General features: G+C 39.7%; 11 protein-coding genes. 8 read left to right on the forward strand and 3 right to left on the reverse strand.

Annotated elements, in window-relative coordinates; genetic code table 11:
• The first annotated feature begins 343 nt into the window (after window positions 1-343).
• Window positions 344-742, forward strand: a complete 399-nt coding sequence (locus tag RH40_RS10390; RefSeq protein WP_009601433.1) for an RNA-binding S4 domain-containing protein — start codon at window positions 344-346, stop codon at window positions 740-742.
• Between the two features lie 174 nt (window positions 743-916).
• Here the strand turns inward: RH40_RS10390 and cueR are convergent, their stop codons facing one another.
• Window positions 917-1,312: a Cu(I)-responsive transcriptional regulator gene (gene cueR / locus RH40_RS10395; protein WP_009601434.1), complete on the reverse strand. Its 396-nt coding sequence runs from the start codon at window positions 1,310-1,312 to the stop codon at window positions 917-919.
• A gap of 279 nt (window positions 1,313-1,591) precedes the next feature.
• Here cueR and RH40_RS10400 point away from each other — a divergent pair, with 279 nt between their 5' ends.
• Window positions 1,592-2,782, forward strand: coding sequence for an HNH endonuclease signature motif containing protein (locus tag RH40_RS10400; protein WP_009601435.1), 1,191 nt, complete (start codon window positions 1,592-1,594; stop codon window positions 2,780-2,782).
• 59 nt (window positions 2,783-2,841) lie between these two features.
• Here RH40_RS10400 and amt read toward each other — a convergent pair whose 3' ends face one another.
• Window positions 2,842-5,109, reverse strand: a complete 2,268-nt coding sequence (gene amt, locus RH40_RS10405; protein WP_009601436.1) for an ammonium transporter — start codon at window positions 5,107-5,109, stop codon at window positions 2,842-2,844.
• A 326-nt stretch (window positions 5,110-5,435) separates the two neighbouring features.
• On the opposite strand from amt, the gene RH40_RS20055 reads away from it, so the two are divergent.
• The 6 genes from RH40_RS20055 to RH40_RS10435 all read left to right on the forward strand — a co-directional run bounded on the left by RH40_RS20055 (window position 5,436) and on the right by RH40_RS10435 (window position 12,413).
• Window positions 5,436-5,816 (forward strand): GNAT family N-acetyltransferase, encoded by a 381-nt coding sequence (locus tag RH40_RS20055; RefSeq protein ID WP_081454994.1) that lies wholly within the window; start codon window positions 5,436-5,438, stop codon window positions 5,814-5,816.
• Between the two features lie 976 nt (window positions 5,817-6,792).
• The gene (locus RH40_RS10415) at window positions 6,793-7,533 is read left to right on the forward strand and encodes an SDR family oxidoreductase (protein WP_009601438.1); all 741 of its coding nucleotides are present in this window, start codon (window positions 6,793-6,795) and stop codon (window positions 7,531-7,533) included.
• Window positions 7,534-7,543: 10 nt separating this feature from the next.
• Window positions 7,544-8,755 carry an acetyl-CoA C-acetyltransferase gene (locus RH40_RS10420; protein ID WP_009601440.1) on the forward strand — a complete coding sequence of 404 codons (1,212 nt, stop codon included), beginning with the start codon at window positions 7,544-7,546 and terminating at the stop codon, window positions 8,753-8,755.
• Between the two features lie 29 nt (window positions 8,756-8,784).
• Window positions 8,785-9,132 carry a phasin family protein gene (locus RH40_RS10425; RefSeq protein ID WP_009601441.1) on the forward strand — a complete coding sequence of 116 codons (348 nt, stop codon included), beginning with the start codon at window positions 8,785-8,787 and terminating at the stop codon, window positions 9,130-9,132.
• Between the two features lie 57 nt (window positions 9,133-9,189).
• Window positions 9,190-10,965 (forward strand): class I poly(R)-hydroxyalkanoic acid synthase, encoded by a 1,776-nt coding sequence (gene phaC / locus RH40_RS10430; protein ID WP_009601442.1) that lies wholly within the window; start codon window positions 9,190-9,192, stop codon window positions 10,963-10,965.
• Between the two features lie 272 nt (window positions 10,966-11,237).
• Window positions 11,238-12,413 (forward strand): MFS transporter, encoded by a 1,176-nt coding sequence (locus tag RH40_RS10435; RefSeq protein WP_009601443.1) that lies wholly within the window; start codon window positions 11,238-11,240, stop codon window positions 12,411-12,413.
• 31 nt (window positions 12,414-12,444) lie between these two features.
• Here the strand turns inward: RH40_RS10435 and RH40_RS10440 are convergent, their stop codons facing one another.
• Window positions 12,445-13,686 carry an SGNH/GDSL hydrolase family protein gene (locus RH40_RS10440; RefSeq protein WP_009601445.1) on the reverse strand — a complete coding sequence of 414 codons (1,242 nt, stop codon included), beginning with the start codon at window positions 13,684-13,686 and terminating at the stop codon, window positions 12,445-12,447.
• Window positions 13,687-13,699 lie beyond the last annotated feature (13 nt).

Below are 13,699 nucleotides of genomic sequence, written 5' to 3' on the forward strand. Positions count from 1 at the left end.
ATGATTTTTCGACATATATGTATGAGATACCTAACTGTTAGCCGACGTCGTTTTACAATTATTCTTAATATTTGTTATGTAATTAATACAATAAACAAATAGAGAACTCTAGTCAATTAACCTCATAAGTCGTTGTTCAGAGCGTAAACCTTTGATAAATGTGAATCTCTACCTATTATTAGGGCTAGAAATTGTTAATTTATAGCATCAAATTTACGACTAAAGTATGACGACTTCTACCTCTTATAGTGACTTTTTATGCGCTATATCATTGCAAAGACATTTATTTATCTTTGCAATCAGATTAAAATGAGGACGTTAAGCCTTTAATCCTGAGATTGTTATGAGAGATGAGACACAAACGTCAGAGCCCATAGAAATAGAAGCATTTGGGATTGAGGTCAGCACTCAGCCTATAGAGCTATATAAAGTGCTCAAAATTGCAGAGCTTGTCAGCGGAGGGGGAGAGGCGAAACATTTTATTTCCAACGGTTACGTCGCTGTTAACGGAGAAGTTGAGTACAGAAAGCGGAAAAAGCTCTACGATGGAGACTACTTCGAGTTTAACCAAGAATTTTATGTCATTGTTTACACTGAAGATAAAACAGAGACTTCTAATCTTGAGAGCAATGCGTCATTCGAAAACAATAGCTTCTACGATAACCAAGGTGCTGATGATATCGAAGACAGAAAGCGATCAGAAAAGCCGAGGCAAGGCCGAGCTTCAATTGATTTCTTTTAGAAAGCCCAGATGAGCAGATTAATCAAACTTGCAACGTCGCCAGTCACGACATTGACTTGTCTGTTAGGCAATCCATTCTCTCTCAATCATACATCTAGAGGCTGTTTGAGCGTTTTGAGTTAAAAAAGTCAAAGTAGAGTAATCATATTTACTCTGACCATACGCCGGGAGCAATTAGCGCTTCGTGAGTTCATCTATTATGGGGCAGTGACTTTCGGTGTTTCCCGGACACGCATCAAGCCACTGAAGCAATTGCTCCTGAATTTTTTTTAATTGTTCCATTTTTGCTTGAACCTCCTCAAGCTTCTTTTGCGTTTTTTCTTTGACTTCACTACTTTTTCGGTGCGGATTCGAAGCAAGGGCTACGAATTCTTTACACTCTGTCAAAGAAAAGCCTGCACTTTTTGCTCGAGCAATTAATTTCAGTTGCTCTATGTGTTCGTCAGAATATTCCCGATAGCCGGACTCACTTCGATTTGGTTTAGTAATCAAGCCTTTCTCTTCGTAGAGTCGGATTGATTTTGCTGATAATTGAGTTATTTCACATACCTTACCAATATTAAAACTCATAACCTGCCTCGCTTATACAAACGTATTCTGAGCTTACATTGAGAATAGATGAGAAGCTATTCTTTTGAACACTGAAGTATAGTTAAATTTACAATGTAAATTAATAGCGGGATAGCTCGGTTTATAGATACATCCACTGCCATTTTTTAAGGGAATATGATTTGTGAATCTTTGTTGAATTTTGACTTCTAATACTTTTTTAAAATGTGTCATTCATTCTAGTATTTTTTTAGAAATTGTTTACTTTGTAATCGTTAAACCGTACTTAAAGGAAAAATCATGATCAATACGGCTTCAAAGTTTGCATGTGCATCAGTAGTCGGGTGCTTATCATTCAAAATAATAGCGCAACCATTAGTCAATTTTGAGGGCGATATCTGTGATGAAAGTATTGGCATTTTGAACATTGTGACTGACGGGTATGCTCACGAGACGAGTTGGAAATTGTTATCTGATACTGGTGAACAATTATTTGGGGGGGAAGGGTACGCAGATAATTCGGAGGTGGTCAAAACGATGTGCCTTGTTGAAGGTAATTATACTTTTGAAATTAGTGATTCACATGGTGATGGGATCTGTTGTAGGTATGGGGAGGGGAGCTTTTCCTTCACTGTGGATAAGAAACCAATTTTTAGCGGGAGTAATTTTGGAGATATTATGTCTCATTCTTTCTATGTCGACCCTCCTGCTAGTGATGATTCTGATTCTTATTATGCCCACGCTGTTGGAAAAAAAGGATACCCATTAAAAACTGCACTCTATGAGATTATCAAAGACCATAACACCAGAGGGTACTCAGCTGTGTGGAGTTTGATTAATGATGCTGATATTGACCATTATTTTGATAAAGACCTGACCATACTTGATATTTATTCTGAAAAAGTAAGGGGTCGTGATTCACATAACTTTGAGCCTTCGATCGATCAATGTGGTCAATATCGTAAGGAAAGCGATTGTTATAACCGAGAGCACTCTTTTCCAAAAAGTTGGTTTGGAGGAAAGATTGAGCCAATGAATTCTGATGGACATCATATCTTTGCTGCCGACGGGTACGTGAATGCCAAACGTGGTAACTGGCCGTATGGAGAAGTAGGCTTTGCGACCTATGTGTCTAGTAATGGTTCAAAAGTCGGTCTGGCCAAGTCTATCACTAATTTCAACGGTGTTGTTTTTGAACCGATTGATGAGTTTAAAGGTGATTTGGCAAGAGCGTATTTTTATATGGCGACTCGTTACGAAGGGCAAATTTCGACCTGGGAAGGCAATAACGATAATTCCGATGCTGTACTCAATGGTAACAACACTTCCGTATTTGAGCCTTGGTTGTTAGAGCTCCTTAAACGTTGGCATAAGTTCGATCCTGTCAGCCAGAAGGAGATGGATAGAAATAATAAGGTCTACCAATTTCAAGGTAACCGCAATCCATATATCGACCATCCGGCATTCGTATACATGATATGGGGCGAATAACTTGAGTGGGTTGGTGAAAGATTACCTTGTATTCTCTCACCAACCAATAGTGAAACAACTTAATATTTATATTGATCGGATGTTTTTTTAAATGCCTCTGCGTCCCTGCGCAACGTTTGTGTTACGAGAGTTAACTCCTCGCAACCTTCCTCTGCATCTTTAGCGAGGGTTTCAACTGAGCTAAGTGAATTATTAACTTGTTCGGTCAATACTTGTTGTTTGTCCGCTGCTTGAAGGATGGTGTTGTTATATCCGTAAATCTCTTCTACCGCCTCAATAATTGTTGTAATGGTTCTACTTGTTTGGTCTGTTTCCTTACTTGTTACTTTGGCTTTCTCCGAGTGGACAGATAAAGTCTCTGATGAATGGCGTGTTTGTGCTTGTAGGTTATTTACTTGATCGTGTATCGCTTGAGTTGCTTTTTGTGTTTTTTTCGCCAGATTTCTCACTTCATCAGCGACAACAGCAAAACCCCTCCCAGAATCACCAGCGCGCGCGGCTTCAATAGCAGCATTCAGCGCTAGGAGGTTAGTTTGTTCAGCAATTTCACTGATTAAGTTAACTACGGTTGAAATGTTATTTGTGGCATCAAGTACTTGCGATGATTCTTCTGAAGACTCCTGCAAGTCGACAGCGAGTTGGCTAACAATGTGACGCAGTTGCTCGATTTTTGCACTTCCTAAGTGTCCCTTATCAAGCATTTCTTTTGCTGACGTTGAGGCCTGTGAAGCAGAAAGGTGGTTCTCTGATGCGTGGTTGAGCACTTGGTTAATGCTTTTTACCGCAGCTTTTGTATCTTCACGTTGTTTTTTAGACTGGATAATCGCTTTTTGTACGGATTCATCTAGCGTGGCACATTTAACCAACACTTGCTGTGATGAATTAGCCATCATTGAAATACTGGACTGAAATCTCTCTAAAAGGTTGTTGAAAGCGATGGCGGTCTCACCCGCTTCTGTACCGAACTCTACTTCTGCGCGCGCCGTTAGATCACCGGTTTGGACGATATGCTGCATTGTCTTCATTGTGTCTAACCACACCGTTTTCGCACCATGTTCGGCAACATTAAGGCCAATATGTTCATCCTCAGGATCGACTCTCAGATCGTGGAATAACTTCAGAAAACCAAAAACCAAAAGTCCAGAGCCAAATGCCCATATAAAGACGGAGATGACTCCTTTTAACTGGATCATGAACTGGGACAACCTTCCGTCATTTGTAAGCAGGTCAACAGGTGCCAACAGAGCAACAGCAAGAGTGCCCCAGATGCCTGAGAAACCATGAACAGAGATTGCAGCCACAGGATCATCTAGTTTAAGGACTTTCAGCACGAACTCATCTGCAAAGTAGCAGACTGCACCACCGATACCACCAGCTATCATCGCCATCGTCGGTTCAAAATACATGCAACCCGCAGTTACGCCAACTAAACCTCCCAGTACACCGTTTAACACTTTTTCAACGCGAATTTTGCTCCCTTGAGGAATGGCTGATATGAGGAGACAGACAAGACCACCAGAACTGCCTGCGAGCATAGTGTTTACGATGATTTTAGGGACATTTTCATCTGCCGATAGAGTACTTCCTGCATTAAATCCAAACCAACCAAACCATAAAATAAGCACGCCAAGCGTTGTTTGTAATAAGTTATGACCAGGAATATCCTGAGCTTTGCCATCTTTATCAAATCGGCCTATGCGAGGTCCAAGCATATACACTCCAGCTAAGGCGACCCAGGCACCGACAGAGTGAACTACGGTTGAACCTGCAAAGTCCATAAAACCATCACTTTCCAGCCAACCAGGTACTTCGCTACCGAAAGCACTTCCCCATATCCAGTGTCCAGACACAGGGTAAATTAGCGCGCTGACCGCGATGGAGATAATCACATATGCCGAAAACTTCATTCTTTCTGCAACAGCTCCTGCAACAATTGTGGCCGCTGTTCCGACAAAGGTTGCTTGAAAAGCGAAAAACAACAAGTCTTTCGATGAAGACATACCCTCGCCGAAAAAACCATCAGTGCCAAACCAACCAGCTGAACTGCTACCAAACATAATAGCGAAGCCCAAAACCCAAAAAGTCACTATGGCAGCACATAAATCGCTTACATTTTTGAGAGCAACATTGTAACTATTCTTGGCTCTAACCATACCAGACTCGAGCATGGTAAAACCTGCCTGCATAAAGAAAACAAGTCCTGTTGCTGTAGCTACCCATATAATATCGAGTGTCGGTTGTATATCAGTATTAGCCAATGCTGTGGGAGAAAACGATAAACAAGCGACGATTAGAATTAACTGATAAATATGATAATTAATGTGCATATATATCCCATCATATCAATGTTTTTGACCTCGTCTTTTAGTGTAGAATATTGATGAAATATTTTATGTTATTGGCAAAATAATCTACCGAATATGTTGATTTGAACGCCTGAGACAACTTTGTGGTCGTATCAATCGAATCTTTTTAGTGGTGGGGCAGTATTTTGAAGTTTTGCGAATTATTAGAAGATGAATTAGAGCCATTTTTTGATTATCTTGAAGGTCAGATAAGAGATAACGGGGTCGGTGAAACTCCATACTTTATGCCGGTTTCTAGCTCTATATATGTCTTAGACGAAAGAGTTAAGCGTTCATTTTCGTAAGGTATTCGCGTTAGCCTCAATCACAGACAATGGAGGAAGTGTTGGGTTGTAAAAAATGACTGTGGTTCTATCGTAGGCCACCTTGATTTAAGGCATTACGCCGAAGAACATCACTCTCATCGAGTGCTACTTGGTATGGGTGTTGATAAGGTGATGAGAGGTCAGGGACTTGGTTTTGAATTGATATCAATTGCACGTAATTTTTGTTGCAAGAATAACCAAATCGAATGGCTTGATCTCAATGTTCTCGGTGGAAATCGGCCAGCCATAAATTTGTATAATAAAAGTGGTTTCAAGCAAATTGGGAAGATTGATGACTTCTATCGCATAGATGGAAGACCAATTGCAGAACTAACAATGACTATGTCAACTCATAAACAATAACTTATATTCTCTTGTCCAGAGAATCAATTGTGACACTGTCACTATTGTTATGTTGAGTGTTGATAGTACATTGTACTAATGTGGGAAAAGCTTTTTCCACTTAGCATTTTGAACAACTCTATATCAATGGGTTTTGTTGTCATGGTAACGGCTTGACGGTTCGTTCTCTTGAATAAAAATCTGGTAATCACATCATTATTAAATCACCTGATAAGAGTCGACTATTCCGCTGCGCTTTTTCTTGAATTCAACACTGTGACAGCGCTCTGAATCCTGCATTTGAATTCACTTGGGTATACTCCTAGATTGAGGTTTAGAACTGTTTTTACCACCAAATAACTCATTATTTTGCGTTGTTACCCATCCTGAAACTGATTCTCTGTCAACAAACTCAAAAAATATCAATTTTGTTGCTGGGGTATTCCATGTGCCATATTTTATTATTAGATATGTAAATTAATGCTTTTCTATTTATTGATATTTTTTAATGAAAAAATTTAAAGATAACATATATATCACTATTTATTGTTTGGTGTTAATTAATTATCCTAGTTAGTTTTTAATAACTTACATTTGATTTTCATATATTTATAAAATACCGTATTGATAATCTGAGAAAATAATTTATCAAAGCTTGTCGTATTGATTTATGTAAATCCCACATTTTAAAAATAATCTATAATTACAGATACTTGCAGTTATGTGATTTAATTGTCATCAAAATATTTTCATTTAAAACAGAAGCTTGCATCCAATTAACAATGTCACAACATTTCACTTTTAATGAGATCTTGTTCAACTTTATACATTTATTTTTCAAAAGTATTTGAACTGTAATAATTAACCTTTAATTTAAATGAGCGTAAAGGAATTCTTAAATAATATGTCACTAATAATGTCAGTTGGCTTATGGTGCTTTTAAATTTTATGTTGGCTAAGTAAAAATTAAATACTCTCTCAAAAATGGGGTCTCTTAATGAAGAAAATCGCTTTGATCACTGGAGCTAAAGGCGGAATAGGATCTGCTATTTCATCTCAACTCGTCAAAGATGGCTATCGCGTCATCGCTACTCATTCAGCAGGAAGCCAAGAGTCGGCGCAAGAATGGTTTGATGCCAATAACTTCAATACTGATCAAGTCCGTCTGTTTGAACTCGATGTAAAAGACACAGATCAATGTTCCGAAAGGCTGTGTGGACTTCTCGAAGAGGAAGGAACCATTGACGTTGTCATAAATAATGCGGGCATTACAAGAGATGGTACGTTCAAAAAAATGAGCGCTAGCGATTGGAAAGAAGTGATTGATACAAACTTGAACAGTCTGTTCAACATTACACAGCCTCTTTTCGGTCACATGTGTGAGAAAGGAGCTGGAAGGATAGTTAACATATCATCCGTCAACGGCTTAAAAGGACAATTTGGTCAAACAAATTATTCGGCTGCAAAAGCAGGAATGATTGGTTTTTCGAAAGCACTTGCGGCGGAAGGAGCAAAGTCAGGTGTTACTGTAAATGTCGTCGCCCCAGGCTACACTGCTACACCAATGGTTTCAGCGATGAATACAGAAGTACTTGAGTCGATCAAAGCTCAAATTCCGATGAAACGTCTGGCGACACCTGAAGAGATTGCAATGTCTGTTTCTTATTTGCTCAGTGACGCAGGAGCATACATCACAGGAGAAACCCTCTCTGTGAATGGCGGCTTATACATGCATTAAGGGTGTGAAAATGGAAAGAGTATTTATTGTAGGTGCCAAAAGAACCCCGATTGGATCCTTTGGTGGAAGTTTGAAAGATATTCCCGCGGGTCAACTGGCTTCTGTCGCCATAAAAAGTGCAATGGAGCAAGCCTCTGTTAACGTAAACATCATTGATGAAGTTATCGTTGGTAATGTCGTTTCCGCCGGGCAAGGAATGGGAGTGGCTCGCCAAGCTTCGTTGGCCGCTGGAATTCCTAATGAGGTGCCTGCTTACTCCGTTAATATGGTTTGCGGTAGTGGTATGAAGTCTGTCATGGATGCGGTTAGTCATATTAAGGCTGGTGATGCTAAATTGGTCGTCGCAGCTGGTGTAGAAACTATGTCGCAAATTCCGTTTATTGTTCCGGCTAAAGTTCGCGACGGGAACAAAATGGGAAACATGAGTCTAAATGACCTGCTCATCAATGACGGTCTGACAGACGTATTTAACCAATATCACATGGGTGTGACCGCAGAGAATATCGCTAAATCTGTTGAAATTTCGCGCGAGGAACAAGACAAATTTGCTCTGGAAAGCCAGCGTAAGGCGGTTTCAGCAATAGAGTCTGAAAAGTTCGTTGACGAAATTGTGCCCGTTGATGTGAGAAGGAAGCGTGAAGTAGTGTCATTTTCCGTGGATGAGTATCCAAAGTCTGATGCGACACTTGATGGTTTATCCAAACTTCGTCCTGCTTTTGATAAAGAGGGTACAGTAACAGCAGGAAATGCCTCAGGTATTAACGATGGTGCTAGTGCAATCATTGTTGCAAGTGAGTCAGCAGTGATAGAACATCAACTAACTCCTCTGGTTGAAATTGTGGGTTATGCACAATCTGGATTAGAGCCAGAAATAATGGGGTTAGGGCCAGTTGAGGCCGTCTCTAAGGCATTAGTAAAAGCTGAAATTAGTATCGATGAAGTTGGCGTCTTTGAATTGAATGAGGCATTTGCTGCTCAAGCTTTAGGAGTAATCCACCAGCTTGCAGATAAACATGATGTTTCTAAACAATCCATTCTAGAAAAGTCGAATCCAAATGGTGGTGCAATTGCCCTAGGGCATCCATTGGGTGCTTCGGGTAATAGAATTATCGTTTCTCTAATCCATGAATTAAATCGTGCAAAACATTGTTACGGTGTTGCATCGCTGTGTGTAGGCGGTGGAATGGGAACAGCAATCGTCATTAAATCATTAAATTCTTGAAATTTTTAAGATAAATTGGGAGTCAAAACATGTACACAGATTTTTTTAAAACATTCACTGATCAAACAGAAAAAACACTAGAACCTTACGTAAAATTCAATAAGTTGATGGCCAAAAATGTTGAGGTTTTAACTGAGCTACAACTAAATGCTATGCGCACTTATAGTGAGATGGGACTTACTCAAATGAAAGCGGCAAGTGAGGTTAAAGATGTCACTTCTCTAACGGCATTTAGTGGTCAGCAACTTAACGTATTGTCTAAGCTTTCTCAGCAAATGATGGATGATAGTAATAAGCTTCAATCAATTGCTAAAGAGTTCAAAGATGATATTGAGCAAATCACAACAGAAAACCTCAAAACAGTAACACCAGCGTAATTAGCCCCTTAATGCCGCCGAAAGGCGGCATTTTTTTCCGAGACTAGGAGTAGCATAATGTTACAACACTTCTTTTCGGACTACCTTGTTAAGCTCCAAGAAACCAATCAAAAATGGTGGGAAGATCTAGAACTGAGCAGGGCAGCCGCGAATTCTCCACTCAACAAAGCCATGCAACAAGTGAATTTTGAGGATACGACTAAGCTTTTCGAGAGTGCAGCAAATCAGCCTGCAGCACTGCTAAAGATTCAAGCAGACTGGTGGCAGAAACAGTTACAAATCTGGCAAAGTGTTTCTCTGGCTGCAGCCTCAGAAGAGATTGTTCAATCTGAAAAGGGCGATAAGCGATTTGCCAGTGAAGAGTGGCAAAAAGACATATTGTTTAATTTTATAAAACAGACTTATCTTCTATTTAGCCAGACATATTTAGAAACAATCGAGAGTATTGAAGGGCTTGATGAAAAGAGCAAGGAGCGAATTCTGTTTTTCTCAAGACAGAGTTTAAATGCACTCTCTCCCAGCAATTATATTGCAACTAACCCAGAACTGTTGAAACTTACGTTGGAGCAAAATGGTGAGAATCTAGTTTCTGGTCTTGAACAATTACGAGAGGACGTCGAGTCAAGTGCTGATATTTTAAAAATTCGCATGACAAATAACAATGCGTTTCGAGTTGGTGAGGATGTCGCTAATACTAAAGGCGAAGTTGTCTTTAAGAATGAGCTATTCGAGCTAATTCAATATCGACCACTGACTAAGCAAGTCAATTCAACCCCATTAATGATCGTTCCTCCTTTTATCAATAAATACTATATTCTTGACCTAAGAGAAAAAAACTCGATGGTTCGTTGGCTACTTGAGCAGGGCCATGCGGTATTTATGATTTCTTGGCGTAATCCTAGTGAAGCACAGAGACATACAGAATTTGGCGATTATGTTACAGATGGTGTTGTGAAAGCCGTTACTGCGATTGAAGAGATCACTGGTCAAAGCGAAGTTAATGCTGCAGGTTACTGTATCGGCGGCACGGTGCTCGCATCTACGGTGGCCTATTATGCAGCCAAAAGAATGAAAAAGAGAATTAAAAGCGCAACGTTTTTTACAACGTTACTCGATTTTTCGCAGCCTGGAGAGGTTGGCGCTTATATAAACGATACCATTATCAATGCTATTGAAGCTCAAAATAACGCTAAAGGTTTCATGGATGGTCGCTCTCTCAGTGTGACGTTTAGCCTTTTGAGAGAAAATAGTCTTTATTGGAACTACTACATTGATAATTACTTGAAGGGTAACAGCCCTGTTGATTTCGACTTATTGTATTGGAACAGTGATAGTACAAATGTAGCCGCTGAAACCCATAACTTTTTGCTCAAAGAATTGTACATGAACAATAAGTTGGTGAAGCAAAAAGGGGTAAAAATCGGTGGAGTTTGGATTGATTTAAAGAAAGTGACCATACCAAGCTATTTTGTTTCGACAAAAGAAGACCACATTGCACTTTGGCAAGGTACTTATCGCGGTGCACTTCAAGTTGGTGGTAATAAGACCTTTGTTTTGGGGGAGTCTGGTCATATAGCAGGCATTGTAAATCATCCTGATAAAAATAAATATGGCTTTTGGACGAATGACTCATTAGATGAAAGTGCGAGTGATTGGCTATCAGGGGCTTCTCACACAGAGGGGTCATGGTGGAAGCATTGGAATGAGTGGTTATTAAAATTTAATGATGAGGAACCTATTGACTTATTTAGAGTGGGTAGCGACCAATATCCAGTATTGGATAAAGCACCTGGCAAATACGTCAAACAGGTTTTACCGATAGAAGAAAGTTGATAGATACGCTAGTTTAAAAAGGCCTCTACTTTTTTGGTAGAGGCTTTTTTGTTTCAATGTGTTAATTTATACAGATTCGCTATAATAATGTTTTTGTTTAATTAAAGCTTGTGTTGCTCTGAATCCTGTGTTTTGCCATTCTCGCTAAGCGAATACCTAAAGGTTATTTGAGTCTAGTGACTATACGGACAACAAAATACTCAACAGCTAATACTCGAAGCTGTATTAACCGATTTAAACTGTGGCTTTTCTTTTAATAAAGGTAGAAATTTATGAATCGAAACGTTTGGTTACTTTCTTTGTGCCAAGCTCTTCTTATGACAGGCAATATTCTTTTAGTATCGGTCGTTGGTTTGGTGGGGAAAAGTCTTGCTCCATCATCAGGCATGATTACTTTACCTGTTGCGGTACAGTTTTTGGGTATGATGTGTGCTACCGTTCCCGCTTCCTTAATTATGGGGAAAGTAGGTCGGAAAGTTGGATTTAGTATCGGTAACGTAGCGGGTATTTTGGGATCTGTTGTCGCGTCATTTGCGCTGTTTAACCAATCGTTCTACTGGTTTAATTTGGGAACTTACTTAATTGGTATTGGCATTGGGTTTGGTACGCTTTATAGATTTGCCGCCATTGAACTCTCTGACGTAAAGTTTCGAGACCGCGCTATCTCAATTTCAATGGCTGGTGGGGTTCTTGCTGCCGTTCTTGGGCCAAATTTAGCTGTTTATTCAAAAGGTTTTATTGAAGGAGGGCTTTATATTGGCGCCTTCTGTGCACTTGTGTTGCTCAATATTGCAGCTTTAATTCTCTTGCAGACGATTAAATTTCCCAAACCTAAACCCAGTTCCGATCAAACACCCCCAGACTCAATGCACAAGATTCTTCGTGCTCCTAATTTCCTGATTGCTGTCACTGGTGCGATGGTTGCTTATGCTGTCATGAATATTTTGATGACAGCTACTCCATTGGCAATGCTGGGATGCGGTTTTAACTTTAAGCAAGCCGCTGGTGTCATCGAGTGGCATGTTTTGGGTATGTTTATTCCATCGTTTTTTACAGGAAGACTGATTGAATATCTTGGTTCAAAGCTTGTTATGCTGCTTGGCGGCATTTTGTTTATTGGTTGTATCGCTGTTAATCATCATGGTCAGTCGATCGTGCATTTCCAAATGGCTTTAGTCCTACTTGGTATCGGTTGGAATTTTATGTTTATCGGAGCAACTAGTTTATTCAGTCAATCCTACTCCCAAGCCAACAAAACAAAAGCACAGGCGTTTAATGAGCTTTTTGTGTTCACTTGCGTTGCAATTACAGCATTGGTTTCGGGGTGGCTTGAGTCGACTATTGGATGGGAAAATATGAACATACTTGTTTTACCTGTCGTCCTTTTAGTTATGATTTTCTTATTGAGAAGCATTATTAATACAAGGAGAACACATGCGCTAGTATAAGAAGAGGGCAGGCCATTGGCCCGCCAATCGTCTAGTGCTTCAGGGTGTGGAAGTGCTCTTTTACTATCATATCTGCAATCAAACGATGTACTGCAGTTGTTGGGTGCGTTACTCCCCAGAAGACGTATTTTTCTGCACCCTTGCTCGCACAATCATTCGTCAGTCTATGATTGTAGAGGTAATCTAGATAAGAGCTTCTATTGATATCCAAACACGCATCAACAGAATTTTCTAGACCGTATTTTTCAGGGTGCTTTATCATATCATCAAAGAAAATATCGGTTTCGTATAGGAATATAGTTATCCCCTGTTCTCGATAAAGGTCAGCTTGTGTTCTTATAAAACGATTAAACTCGATTATCTTTGCTTTTATCTCAGCTTTTTGCTGCTCTGATGAATACTTAAATTGAGGTGCGTTAGTTGAGTCTGGCAATGTCCAGAGAAGAATGTTCTTGGCGCCTGACCCCTTAAGTCTTATTAGGGCACTACTTAGATCCGCTTTAACATCAGGCACGCTTCTTTGATAGTTCATGAAGTCATTTAAGCCAAACTCTAAGGTAAACAATGTATTTTCAGGGTTATAGTTTCTGGCTTTGTCGATATAGGAAAAATAGGACGATACTTGATGATAAATACCAGTTAATGCAATGTACTGGTTAGTTCCAGCTGCGCCACCAACAGACCAGTTATAAAGGTCTAATCCGGTATCAGCAGCAAGATATTCCGTCCAAACTAAACCATTTGAAAAACGTCCTAGAAACCAAGAGTTTGGATTGGGGAAGAGACGTTGAGAGCCGTTAAACATATTTCCTGTATCAGACAAACTATCACCAAAGGCGACTATGCGTGTCAATCCATTTGTTTTGGTATCCTCATCATTACTCCATATAGCGTAATTATAAGAATGATACCAATCTGAAGCATAATAGGTTATGTCGGCTGCTTTGTAATTTAACCCCAGTGTTTGTTCACAAGCCTTCTTAATTTCTGACTGTGGTGTATTGGTATAAAACATGTTGGTTAGTGCTTGATTTCCCCACCAATAGCCTTGAATTTTATAATAATCGCCCTTTGCATCTAAAGCCCATTCCCACGTCGTAGCAGGGTCATTTCGGCTTTCTGATGGACGATACCAACACTTGATATACGTTTGAGCGTTATCTTGATACGAGCCTTGACTCAATGGCTTTTGGTTTAGTACTACCGTAGAAAATGGTTCAGCAGATACCAGAGATGTTGTCATCACAACCGTCAATATGAAAGTCCATTTCATAATTACCACCTTA

This window comes from Vibrio caribbeanicus ATCC BAA-2122, from assembly GCF_000165125.1.
In the GTDB taxonomy this organism is placed as follows: domain Bacteria; phylum Pseudomonadota; class Gammaproteobacteria; order Enterobacterales; family Vibrionaceae; genus Vibrio; species Vibrio caribbeanicus.

What these genes read in the sequence shown, in the direction of transcription:
- RH40_RS10390 (WP_009601433.1), top strand. Translation starts at nt 344, where the DNA reads ATGAGAGATGAGACACAAACGTCAGAGCCCATAGAAATAGAAGCATTT.
- cueR (WP_009601434.1), bottom strand. Translation starts at nt 1,312, where the DNA reads ATGAGTTTTAATATTGGTAAGGTATGTGAAATAACTCAATTATCAGCA.
- RH40_RS10400 (WP_009601435.1), top strand. Translation starts at nt 1,592, where the DNA reads ATGATCAATACGGCTTCAAAGTTTGCATGTGCATCAGTAGTCGGGTGC.
- amt (WP_009601436.1), bottom strand. Translation starts at nt 5,109, where the DNA reads ATGCACATTAATTATCATATTTATCAGTTAATTCTAATCGTCGCTTGT.
- RH40_RS10415 (WP_009601438.1), top strand. Translation starts at nt 6,793, where the DNA reads ATGAAGAAAATCGCTTTGATCACTGGAGCTAAAGGCGGAATAGGATCT.
- RH40_RS10420 (WP_009601440.1), top strand. Translation starts at nt 7,544, where the DNA reads ATGGAAAGAGTATTTATTGTAGGTGCCAAAAGAACCCCGATTGGATCC.
- RH40_RS10425 (WP_009601441.1), top strand. Translation starts at nt 8,785, where the DNA reads ATGTACACAGATTTTTTTAAAACATTCACTGATCAAACAGAAAAAACA.
- phaC (WP_009601442.1), top strand. Translation starts at nt 9,190, where the DNA reads ATGTTACAACACTTCTTTTCGGACTACCTTGTTAAGCTCCAAGAAACC.
- RH40_RS10435 (WP_009601443.1), top strand. Translation starts at nt 11,238, where the DNA reads ATGAATCGAAACGTTTGGTTACTTTCTTTGTGCCAAGCTCTTCTTATG.
- RH40_RS10440 (WP_009601445.1), bottom strand. Translation starts at nt 13,686, where the DNA reads ATGAAATGGACTTTCATATTGACGGTTGTGATGACAACATCTCTGGTA.